Source organism: Streptomyces sp. NPDC025651 (assembly GCF_055558735.1).
In genome coordinates this window covers 36,048-57,825 of sequence record NZ_JBVHLZ010000002.1, presented here as the reverse complement: position 1 = coordinate 57,825, position 21,778 = coordinate 36,048, and the positions used below count along the sequence as shown (strand labels likewise).

The 21,778-nt window shown below is 72.4% G+C and carries 19 protein-coding genes; 5 read left to right on the top strand and 14 right to left on the bottom strand.

The window, feature by feature from the left end; genetic code table 11:
- Positions 1–34: 34 nt before the first annotated feature.
- From ACZ4D5_RS08270 to ACZ4D5_RS08260, 3 genes are all read right to left on the bottom strand, one after another.
- Positions 35–805, bottom strand: coding sequence for a CoA-transferase subunit beta (locus tag ACZ4D5_RS08270; protein ID WP_467771554.1), 771 nt, complete (start codon positions 803–805; stop codon positions 35–37).
- Positions 802–1,650 carry a CoA transferase subunit A gene (locus ACZ4D5_RS08265; protein ID WP_467772246.1) on the bottom strand — a complete coding sequence of 283 codons (849 nt, stop codon included), beginning with the start codon at positions 1,648–1,650 and terminating at the stop codon, positions 802–804. Before ACZ4D5_RS08265 ends, ACZ4D5_RS08270 begins: the two co-directional genes overlap by 4 nt.
- Before the next feature lie 77 nt (positions 1,651–1,727).
- A complete protein-coding gene (locus ACZ4D5_RS08260) occupies positions 1,728–2,483 on the bottom strand; it encodes an enoyl-CoA hydratase family protein (protein ID WP_467771553.1) in 756 nt (251 codons plus the stop codon).
- A 66-nt stretch (positions 2,484–2,549) separates the two neighbouring features.
- Here ACZ4D5_RS08260 and ACZ4D5_RS08255 point away from each other — a divergent pair, with 66 nt between their 5' ends.
- The 3 genes from ACZ4D5_RS08255 (at position 2,550) to ACZ4D5_RS08245 (ending at position 5,424) form a co-directional block, all read left to right on the top strand.
- Positions 2,550–3,314: an SDR family oxidoreductase gene (locus ACZ4D5_RS08255; protein WP_467771552.1), complete on the top strand. Its 765-nt coding sequence runs from the start codon at positions 2,550–2,552 to the stop codon at positions 3,312–3,314.
- 22 nt (positions 3,315–3,336) lie between these two features.
- Positions 3,337–4,275, top strand: coding sequence for an SDR family oxidoreductase (locus tag ACZ4D5_RS08250; protein ID WP_467771551.1), 939 nt, complete (start codon positions 3,337–3,339; stop codon positions 4,273–4,275).
- 348 nt (positions 4,276–4,623) lie between these two features.
- Positions 4,624–5,424, top strand: a complete 801-nt coding sequence (locus tag ACZ4D5_RS08245; RefSeq protein WP_467771550.1) for a type 1 glutamine amidotransferase — start codon at positions 4,624–4,626, stop codon at positions 5,422–5,424.
- An 80-nt stretch (positions 5,425–5,504) separates the two neighbouring features.
- Here ACZ4D5_RS08245 and pcaDC read toward each other — a convergent pair whose 3' ends face one another.
- The 6 genes from pcaDC to ACZ4D5_RS08215 all read right to left on the bottom strand — a co-directional run bounded on the left by pcaDC (position 5,505) and on the right by ACZ4D5_RS08215 (position 10,850).
- The gene (pcaDC, locus tag ACZ4D5_RS08240; protein WP_467771549.1) at positions 5,505–6,644 is read right to left on the bottom strand and encodes a bifunctional 3-oxoadipate enol-lactonase/4-carboxymuconolactone decarboxylase PcaDC; all 1,140 of its coding nucleotides are present in this window, start codon (positions 6,642–6,644) and stop codon (positions 5,505–5,507) included.
- Complete coding sequence (gene pcaB, locus ACZ4D5_RS08235; protein WP_467771548.1) at positions 6,641–7,963, bottom strand: 3-carboxy-cis,cis-muconate cycloisomerase; 1,323 nt, start codon at positions 7,961–7,963, stop codon at positions 6,641–6,643. The genes pcaDC and pcaB overlap by 4 nt, the downstream gene beginning before the upstream one ends.
- The gene (gene pcaG, locus ACZ4D5_RS08230; protein ID WP_467771547.1) at positions 7,960–8,547 is read right to left on the bottom strand and encodes a protocatechuate 3,4-dioxygenase subunit alpha; all 588 of its coding nucleotides are present in this window, start codon (positions 8,545–8,547) and stop codon (positions 7,960–7,962) included. The genes pcaB and pcaG overlap by 4 nt, the downstream gene beginning before the upstream one ends.
- The gene (gene pcaH / locus ACZ4D5_RS08225) at positions 8,547–9,317 is read right to left on the bottom strand and encodes a protocatechuate 3,4-dioxygenase subunit beta (protein ID WP_467771546.1); all 771 of its coding nucleotides are present in this window, start codon (positions 9,315–9,317) and stop codon (positions 8,547–8,549) included. Before pcaH ends, pcaG begins: the two co-directional genes overlap by 1 nt.
- A 73-nt stretch (positions 9,318–9,390) precedes the next feature.
- Complete coding sequence (locus ACZ4D5_RS08220) at positions 9,391–10,026, bottom strand: CoA transferase subunit B (RefSeq protein ID WP_467771545.1); 636 nt, start codon at positions 10,024–10,026, stop codon at positions 9,391–9,393.
- On the bottom strand, positions 10,026–10,850 hold the full coding sequence (locus ACZ4D5_RS08215; protein ID WP_467771544.1) for a CoA transferase subunit A: 825 nt from the start codon (positions 10,848–10,850) through the stop codon (positions 10,026–10,028). The genes ACZ4D5_RS08220 and ACZ4D5_RS08215 overlap by 1 nt, the downstream gene beginning before the upstream one ends.
- 172 nt (positions 10,851–11,022) lie before the next feature.
- Here ACZ4D5_RS08215 and ACZ4D5_RS08210 point away from each other — a divergent pair, with 172 nt between their 5' ends.
- Positions 11,023–11,490, top strand: a complete 468-nt coding sequence (locus tag ACZ4D5_RS08210; protein ID WP_467771543.1) for a MarR family winged helix-turn-helix transcriptional regulator — start codon at positions 11,023–11,025, stop codon at positions 11,488–11,490.
- Between the two features lie 21 nt (positions 11,491–11,511).
- Here ACZ4D5_RS08210 and ACZ4D5_RS08205 read toward each other — a convergent pair whose 3' ends face one another.
- From ACZ4D5_RS08205 to ACZ4D5_RS08195, 3 genes are all read right to left on the bottom strand, one after another.
- On the bottom strand, positions 11,512–12,468 hold the full coding sequence (locus ACZ4D5_RS08205) for a DUF3048 domain-containing protein (RefSeq protein WP_467771542.1): 957 nt from the start codon (positions 12,466–12,468) through the stop codon (positions 11,512–11,514).
- Between the two features lie 51 nt (positions 12,469–12,519).
- On the bottom strand, positions 12,520–14,313 hold the full coding sequence (locus tag ACZ4D5_RS08200; protein ID WP_467771541.1) for a hydroxysqualene dehydroxylase: 1,794 nt from the start codon (positions 14,311–14,313) through the stop codon (positions 12,520–12,522).
- A 172-nt stretch (positions 14,314–14,485) separates the two neighbouring features.
- Complete coding sequence (locus tag ACZ4D5_RS08195) at positions 14,486–15,556, bottom strand: ATP-dependent DNA ligase (protein WP_467771540.1); 1,071 nt, start codon at positions 15,554–15,556, stop codon at positions 14,486–14,488.
- Between the two features lie 74 nt (positions 15,557–15,630).
- On the opposite strand from ACZ4D5_RS08195, the gene ligD reads away from it, so the two are divergent.
- Positions 15,631–16,662 carry a non-homologous end-joining DNA ligase gene (gene ligD, locus ACZ4D5_RS08190; RefSeq protein ID WP_467771539.1) on the top strand — a complete coding sequence of 344 codons (1,032 nt, stop codon included), beginning with the start codon at positions 15,631–15,633 and terminating at the stop codon, positions 16,660–16,662.
- A gap of 59 nt (positions 16,663–16,721) precedes the next feature.
- Here ligD and ACZ4D5_RS08185 read toward each other — a convergent pair whose 3' ends face one another.
- Both ACZ4D5_RS08185 and ACZ4D5_RS08180 read right to left on the bottom strand, forming a co-directional pair.
- Positions 16,722–18,869, bottom strand: coding sequence for an OmpL47-type beta-barrel domain-containing protein (locus ACZ4D5_RS08185; RefSeq protein WP_467771538.1), 2,148 nt, complete (start codon positions 18,867–18,869; stop codon positions 16,722–16,724).
- A 110-nt stretch (positions 18,870–18,979) separates the two neighbouring features.
- Positions 18,980–21,505, bottom strand: a complete 2,526-nt coding sequence (locus tag ACZ4D5_RS08180; protein ID WP_467771537.1) for a ThuA domain-containing protein — start codon at positions 21,503–21,505, stop codon at positions 18,980–18,982.
- Positions 21,506–21,778: the final 273 nt, after the last annotated feature.

The window sequence follows — 21,778 nt, the reverse complement described above, 5'->3', positions numbered from 1 at the left end:
GACCGCGGGACCATCGCCTCCGGTGGCTCCCGCGTCATGAGCGGACCTCGCGCTCCCGCAGCCCCCGGGGGTCCACCACGTCCCGTATCAGCCGCAGTTCCTCGTCGGTCGGCTCGCGGGTGTACGGGACGTCGTCCGGCACGGACAGCGCGAACCCGGTGGCTTCGCGCACCTGGTCGAGCGTGACGCCGGGGTGCAGGGAGACCAGGCGCATCGCGTGGTCGGGCGTCGCGAAGTCGAGGACGGCGAGGTCGGAGACGACACGGCGCAGGTCGTGGAAGCGGGTCGCCGAGGGCCCCGCGGCGGCCGCGCTGTCGTACCCGACGCCGCTGATCATGTCGACCTTCTCCACGAAGACCCGCGTCGAATGCCGGGGGATCCAGTAACTCACGGGGTTGTTGAGCGTGTTGACCGGGGCGCCGCGCACTCCGAGGAGCTGCCTCTTGGGGCGGGCCCAGTCGCCGATGCACGAGATGTTCTGGTTGCCGAACCGGTCGATCTGGCTGGCGCCCATCATCACGTGCCGCCTGCCGCCCATCACCATCGTCAGATGCCTGCGGTACGGCAGCCAGCCCTCCGTCACCGCGGACGCGGACCCGACGGCCGGGACGTCGCCGATGAGCAGGGCCTCGCCGTCGGTGAGCAACAGGTCGGGGGAGAAGGTCAGTTTCGCGAGCCGCGCCGCGATCGACGGAACGGTCCCCATGGGGGAGGCCAGTATCTCGCCGTTGTCCCGCCAGGCCTCGGCGCAGGCGATGACGCAGTACTCGGCGCGGGTGACGGTCCGCTCGGTGGTCGGCGTCATCGCTGCTCCTTGTGCCAGGTCTGGACGGCCAGTTGATAGTCCCGCTCCGTGCCGGCGAGGAAGCGTGCGCGGAAGGCCTCCCAGGCATCCGGGTCCGCCGCCGCGGTGACGTAGGCCTTCTGGAAGGGCTCGTCGCGGCCGTAGTCGGGCGCGCAGGACGTGAAGTGCGCGCCCTTGGGCGTCTCGGCCACGCCCGTCACGGAGTGCCGGGAGATCAGCATGGTCTGCGGCGCCGCGTGCTCGGTGAGCTCGGCGGGCTCCACGACGCGCTCGCAGGAGACGTACGCGGTGTCGGCGGCCTCGCAGAACAGGTCGTCGAAGTAGGGGTCGGGGCCCAGGTACTGGCCGTTGCCGAAGCGGTCGGCGCGGTTCATGTGGACCAGGGCGGCGTCCATCCGCAGGGCGGGCACGGCCACGAGCTCCTCCCCGTCCTCGTACGGCGAAGTGACCGTTCGCAGCCGGGGGTTGACCCGCAGGACGTCGGAGCCGAGCCCCGCGCGGATCGGCAGGAACGGCAGCCGCTGGGCGCCCGCGGTGAGGCCCTGCATGAACATCGCCTCGTCCAGCTCGACGAGTTCGAGGGCGCCACGCTCGCGTGCCGCCCGGAAGTTCGGCTCCAGGGGGATCGAGTCGAGGGTCGTGAAGGCCGTGATGAGCTTGCGGATCCGGCCCGCGGCGGCGAGCAGGCCGATGTCCGGGCCGCCGTACGAGACGACGGTCAGGTCCGTGACGTCGGATCGCAGCAGGGCGCGCACCAGGGCCATCGGCTTGCGGCGCGAGCCCCAGCCGCCGATGCCGAGCGTCATCCCGCTCTCCAGGCGTCCCACGATCTCGTCGGGCGTCATCCTCTTGCCGGTCCTGCCGACTGTCCCGCTCCCGCCTACTGTTCCGCTCCTGTCGGTCGGATCCTCAGGTGTGCCGGTCATGACCTGCCCTCCCCTTGCGTTCCGAAGTCCCCGCGGATGCGGTCGGCCAGGCCGCTGAGGTTCGCCTCGAAGGTGAAGCCCTGCTCGAAGCGGTAGCTGCGGCGCACGTCGACCGGGTCGATGCCGTTGATCGCGGACTTCGCGAGGCGCAGCAGCGTGCCGTCCTTGCGGGCGATCTCGCGCGCCAACTCCAGGGCCGCATCGCGCAGTTCCGCGCGCGGGACGACCCGCCACACGGAGCCGTGCGCATGCAGCTCGGCGGCCGTCGCCGTCCGCGAGGTGTAGTACAGGGTGCGCATCAGGTGCTGGGGGACGAGGCGGGCCAGATGTGTGGCGGCGCCGAGCGCGCCCCGGTCCAGCTCGGGCAGGCCGAACGTGGCGTCCTCGCTCGCCACGATCGCGTCCGCGTTCCCCGCGAGGCCTATCCCGCCGCCCAGGCAGAAGCCGTGCACGGCGGCGACGACCGGGACCTCGCACTCGTACACCGCGGAGAACGCGGCGGCGCAGCCGTGGTTGGCGCCGATCAGGGCGGTGTGCCCGCTGTCGCGCTGCATCTCCTTGATGTCCACGCCCGCGTTGAACCCCCGCCCCTCGGCGGCCAGGACGACGCAGCGCGTCTCGGGGTCGCGCCCGGCGGTGCGCACGGCGTCCGCCAGGTCGTACCACCCCTGTACGGGAAGGGCGTTGACAGGTGGGTGGTCGACGGTGACGACGGCCACGCCCTTGTCCGGGACGGAGGTGGAGACAGGCATCAGAGGATCCGCTACCTTTCAATCACACGTTCAACCAAACATTTGTTAGTTGGAAAGGTAGCAGCGATGACTGACACGCGACAGGTGGTCGTCGTCACCGGCGGCACCCGCGGCGTCGGCGCCGGAATCGCCCGCAGCTTCCTCGCCGCCGGGGCGTCCGTCGTGGTCTGCGCCCGCAGGCCGCCCGGGAAACCGGTCGAAGCGGCGGGCGCCACCGCCGAGTTCCGCCCGCTCGACCTGCGCGACGCGGAGGCGGCCCAGGAGTTCTTCCGCCACGTGGCCGCGGACCACGGCACGGTGGACGCCCTCGTGAACAACGCGGGCGGCACGCCGTTCGGCCTGCTCGCGGACTCCGCCCCGGCCCGCCAGGCGAAGATCGTCGAACTGAACCTGCTCGCCCCGCTGTACGCCTCGCTCGGCGCGTACGAGGTGATGCGCCGTCAGGAGGCGGGCGGCAGCATCACGATGATCGGCAGTGTCAGCGGCACCAGGCCCTCGCCGGGCAGCGGGGCCTACGGCGCCGCGAAGGCCGGCCTGGAGAACCTCGCCCGCACCATGGCCGTCGAATGGGCTCCCGCCGTGCGCGTCAACACGGTCGTCCTCGGCCTCGCCCGCACCGAGAGCGCCCACCTCCACTACGGCGACGAGGAGGGCGTCGCACAGGTCGCCCGCACCGTCCCGCTCGGCCGCCTCGCCGACCCGTCCGACGTCGGTGACGCCTGCGTCTTCCTCGCGTCCGACCGCGCCCGGTACATCAGCGGGGCCGCTCTCCAGCTGCACGGCGGCGGCGAGCGCCCCGCGTTCCTGGATGCCGCGTCCGTCAACCACTGAACCTCGCCAAGGGAGTTGCCGCATGACTTCAGCCGCCACGTCAGCCGCCACGTCCGGAATCTGCGCGGGCCGTGTCGTGATCGTCACGGGCGCGGGCCGTGGCCTCGGCCGTGCGCACGCGCGCGCGTACGCCGCCGAAGGCGCCAAGGTCGTCGTCAACGACCTCGGTGTCGGCCCCGACGGGTCGGGGGAGTCCGGCGGGCCCGCGCACGACGTCGTGGCGGAGATCCGCGCGGCGGGCGGCGACGCCGTGGCGCACGGCGGTGACATCGCGACGTCCGAGGGCGCGGCCTCTCTGGTGGCCGCCGCCCTCGACACGTACGGCCGCCTCGACACCCTCGTCAACAACGCGGGGTTCCTGCGCGACCGGATGCTGGTCAACCTCGACGAGGACGACTGGGACGCCGTGATGCGGGTCCACCTCAAGGGGCACTTCCTCCCGCTGAAGCACGCGGGCGCGTACTGGCGGGCCGAGGCGAAGGCCGGCCGCGCGCCACAGGCGTGCGTGGTCAACACCAGCTCGGGCGCGGGGCTGTCGGGCAGCGTCGGGCAGGGCAACTACAGCGCGGCCAAGGCCGGGATCCTGGGCCTCACCATGGTCGCCTCCGCCGAACTGGCCTCCTACGGAGTCCGGGTGAACGCCATCGCACCCGCCGCCCGCACCCGCATGACCGAGCGGACCTTCGCCGAGACCATGGCCGCCCCCGAGGACGGCGGCTTCGACGCGATGGCCCCGGAGAACGTGTCACCGCTCGTCGTCTGGCTCGGTTCCACGGCCTCCGCCGGCGTCACCGGCCGCGTCTTCGAGGCCGAGGGGGGCCGCATCACCGTCATGGAGGGCTGGCGCCCGGGCCCGACCGAGGACAAGGGCGCGCGCCGGGCCCCGGCGGAAGCGGGCGAGACGGCACTGAAACTGCTGGCCGCCGCGGAGGTGCCGCAGCCGGTGTACGGGGCGCGCTGAGCCGCGTAGGCACGCGTGCGCGTGGCCGCCTCGGCACCGGCGAGTGCGTCCCGCACCCGGGCCCGTACCCACGCATGACGCACGCGTGCGCGTGGCGGCCTTCGCAGGGGCCCCGCGCCGGGGCCGCTCACGCGCGCGTGGCCGGCCCGTCGCGGGCTCGGGTCGCGGCGCGGGCCCGTGCCGAACACCTCTCCCGGCAGACCGGCCGATTCGGCGCACCCCGCCGCACCGACTGCCTCCGCACGCGCGCCGGCCTCGCCGACGGAGGCTCCGATGCTCCGGCTCCCCGCCCTGACCTGCCGCGTTAGGCTGATTCCCCCTGCCCGGCACCCCCTAGGAGCCCATCCCATGCCCCCGCGCACCGTCCTGATCCTCCAGCACGTCGAGGTCGAGAAGCCCGGCCTCATCCTGGACGCGTTGGACGGCAGCGGCCTCGACGTCGACGTCCGGAACCTGCTCGGCGCCCCGGGCTCCTCCGACGCCTCGGCCGACGATCTGCCGCCGGTGTCCGAGCTCGCGGGGCTCGTCGTGATGGGCGGTCCCATGAACGCCGACGACCTGGCGGGGCACCCCGCGCTGAAGCTGGAGCGGGACCTCCTGGCTGACGCGCTGCGGGCCGAGGTCCCGACGCTGGGCGTGTGCCTGGGAGCCCAACTGCTCGCCCGCGCCCAGGGCCTGGCCGTCCGCACGGGCGCCGAGCTCGGCCGCGACGGCGAGATCGGCTGGGCCCCGCTGAGCGACGTGGACCGTGCCGACCCGGTCGTGGGCCCGCTGGCCGACGCCCCCGCCGTGCTCCACTGGCACGGCGACCGCATCGTGCCCGACTCCGGCACCCGCGTCCTGGCCCGCACCGGCACCACCGAGTGCCAGGCCTTCCGGGCGGGACCCGTGGCCTGGGGGCTCCAGTTCCACCTGGAGGTCACGCCCGGTCTCCTGGACGCCTGGCTCGCCGAGCCGTCCTTCGTCACCGAGGCCACCGAGGCGCTCGGCCCCGACGCCACGGACAAGCTGCGCGCCGACGCCCGCGGCGCCGCCCCGGCCCTGCGGCCCCTGGCCGAGCGCGGCCTGGCCCACCTGCGCTCCCTCTTCGTGGCGCGCCGGGCTCTGAGCCGGGCGGGCGAGGACCGCTGCGGTTCGGCAGCGCCCTGAGGGGTTGCGGGGAAGTGCGCGACCGGCCACGACGGTGCGGCAGGCCACCGACGGCAGACCCAGCGCTTCGAGCGGAGCGCTCAGGCGTTCCCCGCCCCCTCCTCCGCCAGCACCCGCCGCGCCACCCCGAACGCCGCGTTGGCCGCGGGCACCCCGCAGTAGACCGCCGTCTGCAGAAGGACCGCGCCGATCTCCTCGGGGGTGAGGCCGTTCCCGCGCGCCGCGCGGACGTGCAGGGCCAGTTCGTCGAGATGGCCGTGGGCGACCAGCGCGGTCAGGGTGATCATGCTGCGCTCGCGGCGCGCCAGCGTGGGGTCGGTCCAGATCTCGCCCCAGGCGTAGCGGGAGATGAAGTCCTGGAAGCGCGCCGTGAGGGCCGTGGTGTCCGCCTGTGCCCGGTCCACGTGCGCGTCGCCGAGCACCGCGCGCCGCTCGGCGACGCCGCCGCCCGGCACCGCGGTGAAGTGGGCGCGCAGCGCGGCCGTCACGGCGTCGGGGCGCTCCGCGGGCGCCAGGTGCGAGGCACCCGCGAGCTCCACGAGAGCGGCGCCCGGCACCGCGTCGGCGATCTCCCGGGCGTGGGCGGGCGGTGTCGCCGGGTCCTCACGCCCCGCGACGACCAGCGTGGGCGCGGAGATGGCCGACAGGGCCTCCCGCATGTCGTACGAAGCCAGCGCGTCGCAGCACGCGGCGTACGCGTCAGGATCGGCGGCCCGGTGGTCCGCGACCAGGGTCGGCACCGTGAACCCGGGCGTGAACCAGCGCCGCGGCGCCGATTCCGCGAGCCCGGCCAGGCCTTCGCGGCGCACCAGCGCGGCCCGTTCCCGCCACGGTTCCACGCCGCCGAAGTGCGCCGAGGAACAGATCACAGCCAGGCTCCTCACGCGCGCGGGGTGGTGGGCCGCGAGATGCAGTCCGACGGCGCCGCCGATCGAGACCCCCGCGTACGCGAAGCGGTCGATGTCCAGGGTGTCGGCGAGCGCGAGGACGAGAGCGGCGAGGTCGGCGACCGTCGCGCCGGGCCCGATGAGCCCGGTGGGGGAGCCGCCGTGTCCCGGCAGGTCCCAGCGCACGGTCCGGTGGGTGGTGGAGAGTTCGGGCGCGACGGCGTCCCACAGGGCCGTGGAGGTGCCCAGGGAGGGGCCGAGGAGGAGCGGGGGAGCGCTGGGTGCCCCCTCGACGGTGTGGTGCGGCAGTCCGCCGCTCGGTTCGATGGTCAACGTCGCTCCAGGGCGCGGTCGGTGAGGGTACCGGCGGAGCCGGTGTAGCGGGTGGGGTCGGTGAGCTCGGCCAGGTCGACGCCCTTCAGGGCGGGTTCGCCCGCGAGGACGTCCGCGAGCGAGTGCCCTTCGGCGCGGGCGCGCCGTGCCGCGTCGGTCACGAGTTCCTTGGCGCGGGCCCGCCCGACGAGCGGCGCGAGCTCGGCGGCGAGGCGCTCCGAGACGATCAACCCGCCGGTGAGGTACAGGTGTTCACGCATCGCCCCGGGGTGGACGCGCAGTCCCTCGGCGAGCTCCGCCGCGTCACGGGCCGCGCCGCCGGCCAGCCGCAGCAGGTCGCGCAGCGGCTCCCACTCGGCGTGCCAGGCGCCCGCGGGCCGCTCGTCCTCGGCGGCCAGCGAGCCGTACAGGACGGCGGCGAGGGCGGGCGCCCGGCGCGCGGCGGCGGCGACGAGCGTGGCGTGGACGGGGTTCGCCTTGTGCGGCATCGCGGACGAGCCGCCACCCGTGCCTTCGGAGAGCTCGGCGATCTCGGTGCGCGAGAGCGTGAGCACGTCGGCCGCGGCCTTGCCGAGGGCGCCCGCGGTGAAGGCGAGCGCGGCGGCGAGATCGGCCATCGGCGTGCGCAGCGTGTGCCAGGGCAGCACCGGCACGCCCAGCGAGAGTTCACGGGCGAAGGCGGACCGGACCTCCTCCACGGCGCCGCGCGCGCCCCCGTACGCGTGGAAGGCCGCCAAGGTGCCCGCGGCGCCGCCCAGTTGCACCGGCAGGCTCTCCTGTACCGCCGTGACCCGGTCCCGAGCGTCGAGGACCAGCGACCGCCAGCCCGCCGCCTTCAGGCCGAACGTCGTCGGCACCGCGTGCTGGGTGAGCGTACGGCCCGGCATCACCGTGTCCCGGTGCGCGCGGGCGAGCCGCGCCAACGCCCGCTCCGTGCGCGCCAGATCGGCGAGGACCAGGTCCAGCGTGCGCGCGGCGAGCAGCATCAGGGCCGTGTCCAGGACGTCCTGGCTCGTCGCGCCCCGGTGGACGTACGGCGCGGCGTCGGCGGGCACCGCCGCCGTCAATTCCGCCACCAGCGGGATCACCGGGTTTCCGCCCTCCCGCGCGCGGAGCGCGAGGTCGCGCACGTCGAAGCGGCTCGCGTCGGCGGCCGCCTCGGCGATCACCGCGGCCGCCTCCCGCGGGACCATGCCCACCCCCGCCTGCGCACGGCACAGCGCTGCCTCCGCGTCCAACAGGGCCTGGAGGAAGGCGCGGTCACCGGTCGCCTCCTCGGCGGGGGAGCCGGCCGAGCCGGGCGAGAACAGGCCGCTCACGAGGGCTCCGGCGCGGAGTCCGCGCAGCGGGCGAAGTCCAGGAACACGGTCTCGCCCGCCCCCTGGAGACGGATGTCGAAGCGGTACGTACGAGGTGACTCGCCCCGCGCGATGAGCGTGCCGCGCCGCTCCGGGTCCAGGGCGGCGAGCAGCGTGTCGCCGGGTTCGTCCACCAGGTACGCGCGCGTGTACAGGTGGTGCAGCAGCCCGCGCGCGAAGACGGCGAGCGAGATGTACGAGACACCGCCGGGCGGCAGCGTCCGCACCGCCCAGTGGCCGTCCGCGTCGGTCGGCACCCGGCCGAACCCGGTGAACGCGACGCCGTCGCGTCCCACCACCTGTCCCGTGACGGGGTCGCGCCGCAGCGACCCGGGCGCGCCCGCGCGCGAGCCGTCGGGGGCGGGCTGCCAGGTCTCTATCAGGGCGTCGGGGGCGGGCCGGCCCGCACCGTCGTACACGTACCCGTGCAGCGTGATCGTGTCCGGGTGCCCGCAGGGCGCCACGTCGCCGCCGCGCGGGAAGGGCAGCGCGTAGCCGTAGAAGGGCCCGACGGTCTGGGAGGGCGTGGGCGGGTACGTGGCCATCAGTGGTGCTCGCCTTCCTCGAAGAGGGTCGCGGACGGGCCGTCGAGGACGATGTCCCAGCGGTGGCCGAGCGACCACTCGGGCACGGACAGGGAGTGGTCGTAGGCGCACACGAGGCGTTGGCGCGCGGCCTCGTCGGTCACCGAGCGCAGCACCGGGTCGTACGGGAAGAGCGGGTCCCCGGGGAAGTACATCTGCGTGACCAGGCGCTGGGCGAACGCCGTGCCGAAGAGGGAGAAGTGGAGGTGTGCCGGGCGCCAGGCGTTGACGTGGTTGCGCCACGGATAGGCGCCGGGCTTGATCGTCGTGAAGGAGTACGTGCCGTCGTCGTCGGTCAGACAGCGGCCGAACCCGGTGAAGTTGGGGTCCAGGGGCGCGGGGTGCCGGTCCAGCTGGTGTGCGTACCTGCCGGAGGCGTTGGCCTGCCACAGCTCCACCAACTGGCCGCGCACGGGCCGCCCCTGACGGTCCAGGACCCGCCCGCTGACGGTGATCCGCTCGCCGAGCGGCTCGCCCGCGTGCTGCCGCGTCAGGTCGCGGTCGAGGGCGGTGACGTCGGTGACGCCGAACGCGGGGCCGCTCAGCTCCACCGCCTCGGGGTCGCGCAGCGGGATCAGCGGCTGCTCGGGGTGGCGGAAGTGGCTGCTGCGGTAGGGCGGGTAGTCGCGCGGCGGGTGGTGCTCGGCGGTCGACGCGGCCTGCGCGGCGGCGACCTCGGCGTCGATCGCGTCCTGGCTCAGCCCGTCGGGCAGAGGTGCGGTGGTGGTCATCCGGTGCGTCTCCGTGGTGGTGTGACGGCGTTCGTGGCAGGGGGCGGGGCAAGCGGGGGCGTGACGGGGCGGGTCAGCGGAGGACGTGGATCTCGGCGGCGGTCTTCGAGGCGATCTCCTCGACCGTCACGGAGGGCGCGAGCTCGGCCAGCTCCAGTCCCTGTCCGGTCACGTCGAGGACGCCGAGGTCGGTGATGATCCGGTTGACGCAGGCCCGTCCCGTCAGCGGCAGCGCGCACTCCTGAAGGATCTTCGGCGAGCCGTCCTTGGCGGTGTGGGTCATGACGGCGATGACGGTGCGGGCGCCGTGCACGAGGTCCATCGCCCCGCCGATCCCGGTGATCATCTTGCCGGGGACCGCCCAGTTGGCGAGGTCCCCGCGCGCGGAGACCTGCATGGCACCCAGTACGGCGACGTCGATGTGGCCGCCGCGGATCATCCCGAAGGAGAGCGCCGAGTCGAAGAAGGAGGCGCCGGGCAGGACGGTCACGGTCTCCTTGCCCGCGTTGATCAGATCCGGGTCGACCTCGGCCTCGGTGGGGTAGGGGCCCACTCCGAGGACGCCGTTCTCGGACTCCAGGACCACCTCGACGTCCGGCGGAAGGTGGTTGGGGATCAGCGTGGGCAGTCCGATGCCCAGATTCACGTACTGGCCGTCCTGAAGCTCGCGTGCGGCGCGGGCGGCCATCTCCTCGCGGGACCAGGCCATCAGCCGTTCACCGCCCCTCGTGCCGAAGGGCCGGACGGTCGTGCCGCAGGGCCGGACGGCCGTGCGGGGGAATCGGAAAGCGTGCGCCGTTCGATCCGCTTGTCCGCCGCCTGCTCCGGCGTGAGGGCGAGTACGCGCTGGACGAAGATCCCCGGCAGATGCACCTCGTCGGGGTCGATGGCGCCCGGCTCCACCAGCTCCTCCACCTCGGCGACGGTGACGCGACCGGCCATCGCGGCAAGGGGGTTGAAGTTCCGCGACGACCTGCTGAACACGAGGTTCCCGTGCCGGTCGCCCTTGGCCGCCCGCACCAGCGCGACATCCGTGCGGATCCCGCGCTCCAGGACGTAGGCCGTGCCGTCGAACTCCCGCACCTCCTTGGGCGGCGAGGCGAGCGCGACCCCGCCCTGTCCGTCGTACCGCCACGGCAGCCCGCCGTCGGCGACCTGGGTGCCCACGCCGGCCGGGGTGTAGAACGCGGGGATGCCCGCGCCGCCCGCGCGCAGCCGCTCGGCGAGCGTGCCCTGCGGGATCATCTCGACCTCCAGCTCGCCGCCCAGGTACTGCCGCGCGAACTCCTTGTTGGCGCCGATGTAGGAGCCGGTCACGCGGGTGATGCGGCCCGCCGCGAGGAGCACCGCGAGGCCCGAGTCCAGCGCCCCGCAGTTGTTGGACACCACCCGCAGGCCCGAGACCCCGGACTCGTACAGCGCCCGTATCAGCTCGTTCGGCACGCCGCTCAGGCCGAAGCCGCCGACGGCGAGCGACGCCCCGTCCCGGACGTCGGCCACCGCGTCGGCGGCCGTGGCCACCACCTTGTCCATGCGCGCGGTCCCCTCTCCCTCGTCTCTCCTTCTGCCCAATTGCTCAGGGCACTGACTATTTCGGCGAGGATAGGAGCAGCCGAACCGCGTGACAAGAGCGGGAAGTATGGGGCGACGCCGCCAGGTATTGTTCAGTGCACCGACGAAAGATGGCGACGAAGCGGAGGACCCCATGGCCGCGGTGGACCTTGCCACCCACCCCGGGCACCTGGCCCGGCGACTCCAGCAGGCGCACTACCTCCTGTGGAACACGATGGTGTCCGAGGAGATCACCTCGCCGCAGTTCGCGGTCCTCAACGCCCTCGTCGCCGAGCCCGGCCTCGACCAGCGCACGGTGGGCGAGCGGGTGGGGCTCGACCGGTCCACCATCGCCGAGGTCATCAGCCGGCTGCTCCGCCGCGAACTGCTCGACAAGGTGCGCGACCCGCAGGACGGGCGCCGGTATCAGCTGCGCCTCACCCACGAGGGCAGGCGCACCCACCGCAAGCTGACGGTGCGGACGGCCCGGATGAACCAGGTCTTCCTCGCCCCGCTCTCCGGTGACGAGCAGGCCGTCTTCTTCGATCTGCTCCAGCGCGTGGCGGACGCCGCCGAGGGGCTGCGCAACCCCGAGGAGCCGCTCGCGGCACCCAGGGCCTGACGGCACCGGGCCCGATCGCGCTCACGCCTTCGCGTACACCACCCACACCTGCCCCTTCGCGAACGGCAGGGGCTTGCCGTCGGCGGTCGTGAACTCCGTGCCGTCCTCGGCCGTGGGACGCTTCCAGCGCGCGTCGTAGGCCCGCCCCTCGCGCAGGACGCGCGCCCTGCCCTCGCCCACCGTCTCGGTGAACGGCGACACGTTGCCCGAGCGGTCGTGGAAGCGGGAGGGCCGCACCTTCACGTACTGCACGACGACGGTGGACGCGCTCAGCTCCTTGCCGCCCGACGTGCGTGCCCGCTCGCCGTCCATGGCGATGCGCCAACGGCCCTCGTACTCCACCCAGTCGAAGGTGAAACGGGCCGCGGGGAAGCGCACGGTCCGCCGGGTCTCGGGCGTACCGCCCGCGGGCTTCGGCCCGAACCGGATCCCCGCCCTTTCGAGGCCACCCGCGCGCGGGGAGACCTTCAAGGCGTCCGGGCGCAGGAAGAGGTTGTGCGGCGCGGCCTTTCCGCCGCCCCGGTAGTACGCCGTGCCGGGCGCCCTGCCCGGCGGCACGGCCCGCACGGGAGCGTCGTCGATCAGCGGAAGCAGCTTGGACTGCGCTCCGGAGAAGGCGAGTACGGGCCGGTCGAACTGCCGCAGCAGTTCGAGATCCGTCTCCCGCGCGCTGCGTACGGGGCCGACGGCGGCCGGCAGGCGGGACGCGTACACCGCCATCAGCCGGCTCAGCCCCGTCTCCACCTGCTCGACGTACACGAGGTCCGCGGCGTCCAGGCCGGTGTGCGGACGCGCCGGGCGTACGTTGTCGATCTTCACGGCGAGGACGGTGCCGCCGCCCGACCCCGGCGGATGCTTGCCGTCCGTCCCGTCGGGGTCGATCGTGCAGCCGGACGCCAGGGCGGCGAGAGCGATCGCCACCGCCGCCCCGGTCCGTACGCGCGCGCGTGTCCGCCGTCCCGCGGAAAGCCGTCTCATGGGGAAGTCCTACCCCGCACGCACCCTCTCCCAGCCCTCAGGCCCCGACCCTCAGCCCAGATCGAGGGCGTTGGGCAGGCCGAGCCGGTAGCGGGTGCGGTCGTGCCGCTTGAGGAGCTCGATCGCGGGGACCCGGTGCAGCGGGGTCACCGTGCACGGCTTCTGGTCCGAACCCACCCGTTCGAGCAGGGCGTTGACCGCCTGGCGCGCCGAGGCGTTGGCGCCCTCCATCGTCGCCAGGTCGATGTCCACGGCGACATAGTCACCCGACAAGAACAGGTTCGGGATCTTCGTGGCGGCCGACGGGCGGTTGTGCAGGGTGCCCACGGGGTGGATGAGGAGCTCGTCCTGGTTGGTGGGGTTCGGCGTGCCGAGGCCGTCGACGCCCGGGTCGAGGAACCACGAGTGCAGCTTGCTGTCGCTGAGGACCGTCTTGCCGGTGTCGTTCAGCGCGGCCTTGAGCTGCGCCCATACCTCCTTGGCGACCTCGTCGCGGGTGCACTGCTTGGCCGTCTTGCCGTACAGGATCCCCGGCTTGTCCCATTCGGAGATGTCCACGGACAGGCAGTCGACGGCCACGCCGTCGCCGTAGTCGGCGGGGAAGTTCCGCTCGGGCCAGTGGGCCGCCTGGGCGATGCCGGTCAGCGACCAGGGCGAGTCGATGAGGTTGAAGTGCCCCTTCACGGTGGCGGGGCGCTCGGTCAGATAGAACTGGATGCCTGTCATCCAGTCCGTCTCCAGCTTGTCGCAGCGCGCCAACTGCGGGTCAGCCGCCTTGAGTTCGGCGCTCCACGTCCGGCGCGCGTGTTCCACCGGCATTGCCTGGACGTAGTGGTCGGCGGTGATGTCGCGCCGCGCGCCGTTCGGTTCCTCGACCACGGTCTTGGTGATGCGGCCGCCGCCGAACGCCAGCTCGCGCACGGTCCAGCCGACCTTGAACTCCACGCCGAGCGACTTCAGATGGGTCACCCACGGGTCGATCCACGCCTCGTTCGTCGGCGCGTTCAGGATCCGGTCCGGCGGGCCGTCGGCGCCCTGGCCGAGCGCGTTGAAGACGAAGGCCTCGCCGAGCGTGCCGACGGTGCGGGTGCTCGCCTCCTCGGCCTTCGTCGCCACGATGTTGCGGGTGACGCCGATCGCGAGGATGCGCTGGTAGTCCTTGGACATCTGCTCGGCACGCACGAACTCCCACCAGGGCGTCGACTCCCAGTCGTCGTCACGGCGTTCGTCGCAGCTGGTCAGGAAGACCAGGGCGCGGTTCACGAAGTACGCGACCTCGTGGGCGGGCAGGTTGAACGCGGTGTCGAGCAGCGCGGTCAGGGCCCGCCGGACGTCGTCGAGGGTGAGCTTCTCCGGCTCGCTGCCCGGCCAGGGGATCGGCATGCGGATGTCCTCGCGGCCGGTGCGCGCGAACGACATCTCGTGGGGCGCGACGAGGTTGTCCCACACGCCGTTCGCGTTTCCGGCGAAGGGGATGCGGCGCATCGTGTCCGGGAGGTTGTGGTAGATCCCCGGGATGAAGCGGAAGCCGTGCTCGCCGGGCAGCGGCTTGCGGTTGCCCTTCGCGCTGTTCGGCACGTCCATGCTGCGGGCCTTGCCGCCGAGCTCCCTGCGTTCGTAGACCGTGACGGCGAAGCCGCGCTCGGCCAGCTCGTGGGCGGCCGTGAGTCCTGCGACGCCGCCGCCGAGCACGGCCACGGTCTGCTTCGCCCGTGGCGCGTCCGGCGTTGCCGCCGCCGCGGGCAGCGCCCCCGCGCCCACGCCGAGCGCGGCCGTACCGCCGATCGCCGCGGCCCCCGCGACGAACCCCCGCCGCGTGCTTCCCTCGGCACGACTGTGCCCCATGCCCCGTCCCCCTTACCGTCGGTAACTGACGTGTCAGGCGCAGGAGCATACGGTCGCGATCACTGGGGCGGAAGGTGCCCGGGAGCCGAGTCGAACATTGGCGTGATTGCAGCGCCCGGGGGTGGCTGTTGTCGCGTGTGCGACTGCCCTGGCCGGTGGGGGGGGGCGACGGTCAGGCGGGCGGGCCCAGGACGTCCGCCAGGGAGTAGCTCACCGGCTCTTCCAGCTGGGCGTAGGTGCAGCTCTCCGGGGTGCGGTCGGGGCGCCAGGTGCGAAAGCGAGTCGTGTGGCGGAAGCGGCGTCCGCCCTCCATGTGGTCGTACGCCACCTCGCAGACCCGCTCCGGGCGCAGCGGCACCCAGGAGAGGTCCTTCTTGCCCGACCAGCGGCTCGGGGCGCCGGGCATGCGGGCGCTGTCGTGCGCGGCCTCGTCCGTCCAGGCCGCCCACGGGTGCCCGTCGGCGGACTCCATCCGCAGCGGCTCCAGCTCGTCGACGAGCTCGGCGCGGCGCTTCATGGGGAAGGCCGCGGCGACCCCCACGTGCTGCAGGGCGCCCTCGTCGTCGTAGAGGCCGAGAAGGAGCGAGCCCACGACGGGCCCGCTCTTGTGGAAGCGGTAGCCCGCGACCACGCAGTCCGCCGTGCGCTCGTGCTTGATCTTGAACATGAGGCGTTCGTTCTGGCGGTAGCGCAGGTCCAGAGGCTTGGCGATGACGCCGTCCAGACCCGCGCCCTCGAACTGCTCGAACCACTCCCGCGCCACGTCGGGGTCCGTGGTCGCGGGGGCCACGTGGACGGGGGCCGTGACGCCGGACAGGGCCTTCACCAGGAGGGCGCGCCGGTCGGCCATCCGCACGTCGAGCAGCGCCTCGTCGCCGAGGGCGAGGAGGTCGAACGCCACGAACGAGGCAGGGGTGCGCTCGGCGAGCAGCGCGACGCGCGAGGCCGCCGGATGGATACGTTCCGTGAGCGCGTCGAAGTCGAGGCGCCCGTCCCCGGCGATGACGATCTCGCCGTCCATCACGCAGCGTGCCGGCAGGCGCTCGCGCAGGGCCGTCACCAGCTCGGGGAAGTAGCGGGTCAGCGGCTTTCCGGTGCGGCTGCCGATCTCGGTCTCGTCCCCGTCGCGGAAGACGATCGCGCGGAAGCCGTCCCACTTGGCCTCGTACTGCATGCCCGGCGGGATCTTCGCCACGGGCTTGGCGAGCATGGGCTTCACGGGAGGCATCACCGGCAGATCCATGCCTCGATTCTGCGGTGCTTTGCGATGTACCGCCCGGTGTGCGGTGTATGTCCGGCGCGTTTAGCGTGGCTCGCATGGGTGCAGCGAAGGGCAGAAGCACGGCCGTGGAGATCGACACGGGGGAGCGGACGGTGCGCCTGTCCAGCCCCGACCGGGTGGTCTTCCCCGAGCGGGGGTTCACCAAGCTGGACCTCGCCCAGTACTTCGTCGCCGTCGGCCCCGGCATCCTGCGCGCGCTCAGGAACCGTCCCACCACCCTGGAGCGCTACCCGGAGGGTGTGAGCGGCGAGTCCTTCTACCAGAAGCGCGCCCCGAAGAACCTGCCCGACTGGATCCCCACGGGCACCATCGCCTTCCCCAGCGGCCGCACCGCCGACGAGATCTGCCCCACCGAGGTGGCCGCCGTCATCTGGGCCGCCCAGTACGGCACCCTCACCTTCCACCCCTGGCCCGTGCGCCGCGACGACACCGACCACCCCGACGAACTCCGCGTCGACCTCGACCCGCAGCCCGGCACGGACTACGCCGACGCGGTGCGCGCAGCCCACGAACTGCGCGCGGTCCTCGCGGAGTTCGGCGGCCTGGAGGGCTGGCCCAAGACCTCCGGGGGCCGTGGCCTGCACGTCTTCGTGCCGATCGCGCCGCGCTGGACCTTCACCGAGGTCCGCAGGGCCGCCATCGCCTGCGGGCGCGAGCTGGAGCAGCGGATGCCGGACGCCGTGACGACGGCCTGGTGGAAGGAGGAGCGCGGGTCACGGATCTTCGTGGACTACAACCAGACGGCCCGCGACCGCACGATCGCCTCCGCCTACTCGGTACGGGCCCGCCCCCACGCACCGGTCTCGGCGCCGCTGCGCTGGGACGAGGTCGACGACGCCGTGCCCGAGGACTTCGACATCGCCACGATGCCGGACCGCTTCGCGCGCCTCGGTGACGTCCACGCGGGCATGGACGACCGGGCCCATACGCTCGACGCCCTCCTCGAACTGGCCGACCGCGACGAGCGGGACCGCGGACTCGGCGACCTGCCCTACCCGCCGGAGTACCCGAAGATGCCGGGAGAGCCCAAGCGGGTGCAGCCGAGCCGGGCGAAACACGAGGAGTAGAACGGTGCCCCCGCCCCGAGGGGGCGAGGGCACCGAGCGCGGTGGCGCCGCGCCTGGTGTTACAACTCCTTGATCCTGATGTCCCGGTAGGACACCACGTCCGTCACGCCGTGGACCTGGAGCCCGAGGTAGCCGGACGCGTACCGGCGCCCGTCCGTGCCCGGGTCGTCGCCGCGCGGCGGCACGAACTCCTGGCCGCCGACGTTGTCGAACTCGTTGATCAGGACGCCGTTGCGGTAGACCGAGTAGTGCTGGTCGACCACGCGGATCTCGTAGTCGTTCCAGGTGCCCTTCGGGGTGACGCCGGCGCCCGCGAGGCCCACCCGGTCGAAGCCGTAGACCGACCCCGTCTTGTACATGTCGCCGTCGGGACGGTCGAGCACCTGCACCTCGTGCCCGTACTTGATGGCGACCCACTCCGGGCGCGGCTCCTCCGGGTGGTCGTGGACCTGCGGGAAGCGCACGAAGACACCGGAGTTGGCGTTGCCGTTGCCCGGTGCGTCGTCCCGCCACTGGAGCTTCAGCGAGAAGTCGCCGTACTTGCGCTGCGGGAACCACAGCATCCCCATGCCCTGGACCGTGGTGGAACTGGTGAGGGTGCCGTCGGTGTTGAGACCGAACTCGCCGCCGCCCACCTGCTCCCACCTCTCGAAGCTCTCCTTGGTGCCGTCGAAGAGCTTGCGGTAGCCCTCGGTCTGGCCGGGCTTGCCGATGCCGGACTGCCCGGCCGCGCGGTTGATCTTGTCGTACTCGCGCCGGTCGACCTCACCCGCCCTCAGGAGCTTGTCCGTCACGCCCTTGACGTGCTTCAGGAAGAGCGCGTGCGAGGTCCACTCCTTCTCGTCCTCGATCAGTTCGTTGATGCGGCAGCGGTTGTTCGTGACGCGGTTCGGGATGCCCGTGTCGACCGTGCCCACGATCACCGTCGACCGCTCGTCGAACTCGGGGCAGTGGGGGGCGGGCACCCCGCCGCCCTCGGAGACGGTGAACGACACGCTCTTCGCCTCCGCCGTGTTGCCCGCCTTGTCGCTCGCCCGGTAGGCCACGGAGTGGCGTCCCGCGCGGTCCACGACGACCGGTGCCTCGTAGGCGAGGTAGGGGCCGCCGTCCAGGGAGTACTCGACCTCGGCGACGCCCGAGCCGGCGTCGGTCGCGGTGACCGTCACCTTCGCCCTGCCGAGGTAGGCGCCGTCCGAGTCCTTGTCGCCCGTCACCTTCGCCGACGTCTCCGGAGGCGTCCTGTCCTCGACCGGCGGCGCGACGACCGTGAACTCCTCGGCCTTCTCCGCGGCTTGGTTGCCCGCCTTGTCGGTGGCGCGGTAGCGGACCTTGTGGGTGCCCGCCTCGTGGACCATCACGGGCGCGGAGTACGTGGTCCAGGCGCCGTCCCCGATCGCGTACTCGATCTTGTTGACACCGGAGCCGGTGTCGGACGCGGTGACGGTGACCGTGGCCATCGCGACGTACTGCCCCTGGTCGTTCTTCTCGCCGGTCACCGTGGCCGACGTCTCCGGAGGCGTCCTGTCGTCCGTCGGCGGCGCGACGACCGTGAAGTCGACGGCCTTCTCCGCCGAGACGTTGCCCGCCTTGTCGGTGGCCCGGTAGCGGATCTTGTGCGTGCCGACCTGGTCGACGACCACGGGCGCGGTGTACGGCTGCCACGCGCCGTCCGCCCCGACCGCGTACTCGACCTTGTCGACGCCCGAACCCTCGTCCGTCGCGGTCACCGCCACGGAGGCCGAACCGACGTAAGCGCCGTCGGCGTTGGTCGCCCCCTCGACCTTGGCCGAGGCCTCCGGAGGCGTGGTGTCCTCGCCGCCGCCCTCGGTGACGACGAGGATGCCCTGCATCGCCCCGTGGCCCGGGATGGTGCAGTGGTAGCGGTAGCGGCCCGGGGTGAGCGTGACCTCGGCGGTGTGCTTGCCGCCCTGCTCGTCGTTGGGGTTGGCCAGGATGTTCAGCGGCACGTCGTTGTTGTACTCCGGGTCGGAGACGTCGAACGTCAGCGTGTGCGGCATGCCGGTCGTGTTGCCGGTCGCCTCGCTGTTCTCGAAGACGATCGTCGTCTGTCCCGCCACTGCCGTGGTGGGCGCCGACTTGTACTTGGTGATGTCGTTGTCGGCGGTCCAGGTCAGTGTCTGCGCCGCGGCGAGCCCGGTGTTGTCGGGGCGCGCGGTCGCGGTGGTGGAGGTCAGGCCGAGCACCATCAGGAGCGCGGCGAGCAGCGCTGTATACAGTCTTCGTCTTCCGGATGCAGTACGCGATGTTCGGTACGTCGTACGCGATGTACCGCCGATCGCATTCCAGGACGCCCGCATCATCCCGCCTTCCTCGCCAGGTCGTCGGCAGCCGGGGTCGGCGCGCCGCCCTTGTACGTCACGCGCCACAGCGCCGACTTGGCGTCCGAGGTGAAGAAGCCCCTGCCGTAGTCGAGGACGTAGAGCGAGCCGTCCGGCGCGAACTTCCAGTCCATGAGGTTCTTGATGCCGTCGTTGCCGATCGGAATGATCTTCTTCAGGGATTCGGCGTGCACCGGGAGCCCGCCGCTGCCCACCGTCTTCGGGTCGGTGAGCACCGCGTGCCGCGGCTGGTCGCCGTCGTAGAAGTCGCCGACGAACCACTTGCCGTCCCAGTAGGAGGGCCACTTGTCGGCGCTCGCGTTCGCCGCGTCGTAGCGGTAGACGGGGCCGTTCATCGTGGCCTGGCCGCCGCCCTTGAGCCACGGCAGGAGTAGCTTCTGCTCCTCCGTCCTGTAGCTCGGCACGCCGTTCGCGTCCCTGGGGTAGTCGACGCCGCCGCCCTGCGGCGAGTACCAGATGGTGTTCGGTTCGGCCGGCGGGATGTTCACCAGGCCGTCGTTGTTGGGCGACTCGTTCTTGAGGTTCTTGCAGTCGTACCAGCCCAGCGGCTTCGTCGGATCCGGCAGATTGCGGTCGCGGTAGGGCTGGTTGTTGCCCATGCAGTACGGCCAGCCGCGGTTGGAGGCGTGGGTGATCGCGGCGAACGTGTCGTACTTCGCGGGGCCCCACGTCGTCGACGGCGCGGGTGCGTCGGGGCCGACCCACCCGGCGTACAGCGTGTCGGTCTTCTTGTCGACGGAGATGCGGGCGGGGTTCCTGACGCCCATCACATAGATCTCGCCGCGCGTCTTGCCGCCGCCCTCGTCCTGCTCCTTGCCGGTGAAGAGGTTTCCTTCGGGGAGCGTGTACGTCCCGTCCGGCTCCGGGTGGATGCGCAGGATCTTGCCGTTGAGGTTGTTGGTGTTGCCCGCGGTGCGGCGGGCATCCGCGAAGGAGACGCCCTTGAAGTCGGGCTGCGGGTTGTTGCCGGAGTAACCGTCCGTGAAGCCCGAGGAGTTGTTGTCGCCGGTCGCTATGTAGAGGTTGTCCTTGGAGTCCCAGGCCATCCCGCCGCCCGCGTGGCAGCAACTGTGGATCTGCACCGGCCACTTGAGCAGCACCTTCTCGCTGGCCATGTCCAGCTTGCCGGTGGCCTGGTCGAGGGTGAAGCGGGAGACGTACCGCTCGGCCATGTGCGTCTCGCGGTTGATCTTCGCGTGCGGCGTGTAGTGCAGGTACACCCAGCCGTTCCGCGTGAACTCCGGGTCGAGCTCGATGCCGAGCAGGCCCTCCTCCACCTTGATCAGTTCATCGCCGCCGCCCTTGTTGCCGAAGACCGACAGGGTGCCCGCGAGCGTCACCTTCTTGGTCCTGGGGTCGTAGACGTGGATCTCGCCCCTGCCCTTGCCGATGTCCGGGTTGTTCCAGTCGGTGACCACCGGCTGGGAGGAGTCGGCGCCGCCGCGGCCGATGTAGAGGACCCGCCCGTCGGGCGCGGTGACCAGGCCGTGCGGCTCGCCGATCTGGTCGTTCTGGCCCGGCTTGTTGGGCTGGGTGAGGCGCTCCGCCTTGTAGTTGGCGTCGATCGTCGCCTTGCAGTCGGCGCGCGCGATGCGGCTGGTCCACAGCAGGGCGCCGCGCAGATGGGCGCGGAAGTCCGCTTCGTCGTACGACGCCGCCGTGCCGCCCATGCCGGTGTAGAAGGAGCGTCCGCCGTCGTAGTCGCGGCACCACGAAACCGGGTGGTCCCAGCCGTTCTTGCTGTCGCCCGGCTGGTATGTCGTCTCCCGTACACGGGCGACCGTATGCACTTCACCGGAGGGGTTCTTCGTCCAGTTCAGCCACCGGTCGGGGCGCTTCCACTGGAGGGGCAGGTCCTTGGTCGCCGGGTTCTCGCGGTCGCCGACCTCCACGGTGGCCCGCTGGACGTTCGCCGGGCCGGAATCCGCGGGCCGGGCGCCGATCAGCCCGGTGAACCAGTTCGAGTACGGTTCCGCGCGGGCCGCGTCGTGGATGCCGAGGAAGCCGCCGCCGGCCTCCATGTAGGCCTCCAGGCCCGCCTCCTGCTCGGCGTCGAGGACGTCGCCGCCGCCGGTCACGAAGGTCACGGCATTGAACGTGCCGAGCTCGGCCTCGTCCGTGAAGACGGCCGGGTCGTCGGTCGCCTCGATCCTGAACCGCTGGGCGGCCGGGCCCGACCGGCCGATCTTCTCGATCGCCTCGATGGCCGCGTTGACGACGGGGGACTCGTCGCCGTCCGCCGCCGAGCCGTGGAAGACGAGCACCTTCACGTTCGCGCCGCCGGGTGGCGACGGCAGGGACATCGTTGTCAACGGCGGTTCCGGGTAGGGCCGCGCCGAGGCGGCCTGGGCCGACAGTGCGCCGGTGACCAGGGCGCCGGACAGCAGGGCGGCCGCCCAGGCCCTGCGCGAGCGGTCCGGTCTGCGTCGTGCTCTGCTCAACCCTCGTACGCCCAAGGGTTCTTGATGCGGTGTGAGCCGCATGAGTACACCCACCCCTCGTCGGTCACAGCAACAGCGCCGACGAAGCTAGACCTCTTTCCGCAACTCGCCAATAGGTATCACCGCGATAGCGCGAACTTTGTCCTGCGTGTGGATAAACGAAGATCCCGTCGATACCGTGTGGCCGTCCCCGGGGCCTCTCGCGCCCCGTCAGTCTCCGTACCGCAGTGGGGAGTTCGGCATGGTTGGACGCGGCATGGACAGGGCCGGTACGGACGGTTCCGGCCTGGACGGTTTCAGCCCGGACGGTTCCGG

What these genes read in the sequence shown, in the direction of transcription:
- ligD (WP_467771539.1), top strand. Translation starts at nt 15,631, where the DNA reads ATGGGTGCAGCGAAGGGCAGAAGCACGGCCGTGGAGATCGACACGGGG.
- ACZ4D5_RS08255 (WP_467771552.1), top strand. Translation starts at nt 2,550, where the DNA reads ATGACTGACACGCGACAGGTGGTCGTCGTCACCGGCGGCACCCGCGGC.
- ACZ4D5_RS08260 (WP_467771553.1), bottom strand. Translation starts at nt 2,483, where the DNA reads ATGCCTGTCTCCACCTCCGTCCCGGACAAGGGCGTGGCCGTCGTCACC.
- ACZ4D5_RS08220 (WP_467771545.1), bottom strand. Translation starts at nt 10,026, where the DNA reads ATGGCCTGGTCCCGCGAGGAGATGGCCGCCCGCGCCGCACGCGAGCTT.
- ACZ4D5_RS08180 (WP_467771537.1), bottom strand. Translation starts at nt 21,505, where the DNA reads ATGCGGCTCACACCGCATCAAGAACCCTTGGGCGTACGAGGGTTGAGC.
- pcaH (WP_467771546.1), bottom strand. Translation starts at nt 9,317, where the DNA reads ATGACCACCACCGCACCTCTGCCCGACGGGCTGAGCCAGGACGCGATC.
- ACZ4D5_RS08205 (WP_467771542.1), bottom strand. Translation starts at nt 12,468, where the DNA reads ATGAGACGGCTTTCCGCGGGACGGCGGACACGCGCGCGCGTACGGACC.
- ACZ4D5_RS08270 (WP_467771554.1), bottom strand. Translation starts at nt 805, where the DNA reads ATGACGCCGACCACCGAGCGGACCGTCACCCGCGCCGAGTACTGCGTC.
- ACZ4D5_RS08245 (WP_467771550.1), top strand. Translation starts at nt 4,624, where the DNA reads ATGCCCCCGCGCACCGTCCTGATCCTCCAGCACGTCGAGGTCGAGAAG.
- ACZ4D5_RS08200 (WP_467771541.1), bottom strand. Translation starts at nt 14,313, where the DNA reads ATGGGGCACAGTCGTGCCGAGGGAAGCACGCGGCGGGGGTTCGTCGCG.
- ACZ4D5_RS08250 (WP_467771551.1), top strand. Translation starts at nt 3,337, where the DNA reads ATGACTTCAGCCGCCACGTCAGCCGCCACGTCCGGAATCTGCGCGGGC.
- ACZ4D5_RS08210 (WP_467771543.1), top strand. Translation starts at nt 11,023, where the DNA reads ATGGCCGCGGTGGACCTTGCCACCCACCCCGGGCACCTGGCCCGGCGA.
- ACZ4D5_RS08265 (WP_467772246.1), bottom strand. Translation starts at nt 1,650, where the DNA reads ATGACGCCCGACGAGATCGTGGGACGCCTGGAGAGCGGGATGACGCTC.
- pcaG (WP_467771547.1), bottom strand. Translation starts at nt 8,547, where the DNA reads ATGGCCACGTACCCGCCCACGCCCTCCCAGACCGTCGGGCCCTTCTAC.
- ACZ4D5_RS08215 (WP_467771544.1), bottom strand. Translation starts at nt 10,850, where the DNA reads ATGGACAAGGTGGTGGCCACGGCCGCCGACGCGGTGGCCGACGTCCGG.
- ACZ4D5_RS08185 (WP_467771538.1), bottom strand. Translation starts at nt 18,869, where the DNA reads ATGGTGCTCGGCCTGACCTCCACCACCGCGACCGCGCGCCCCGACAAC.
- ACZ4D5_RS08195 (WP_467771540.1), bottom strand. Translation starts at nt 15,556, where the DNA reads ATGGATCTGCCGGTGATGCCTCCCGTGAAGCCCATGCTCGCCAAGCCC.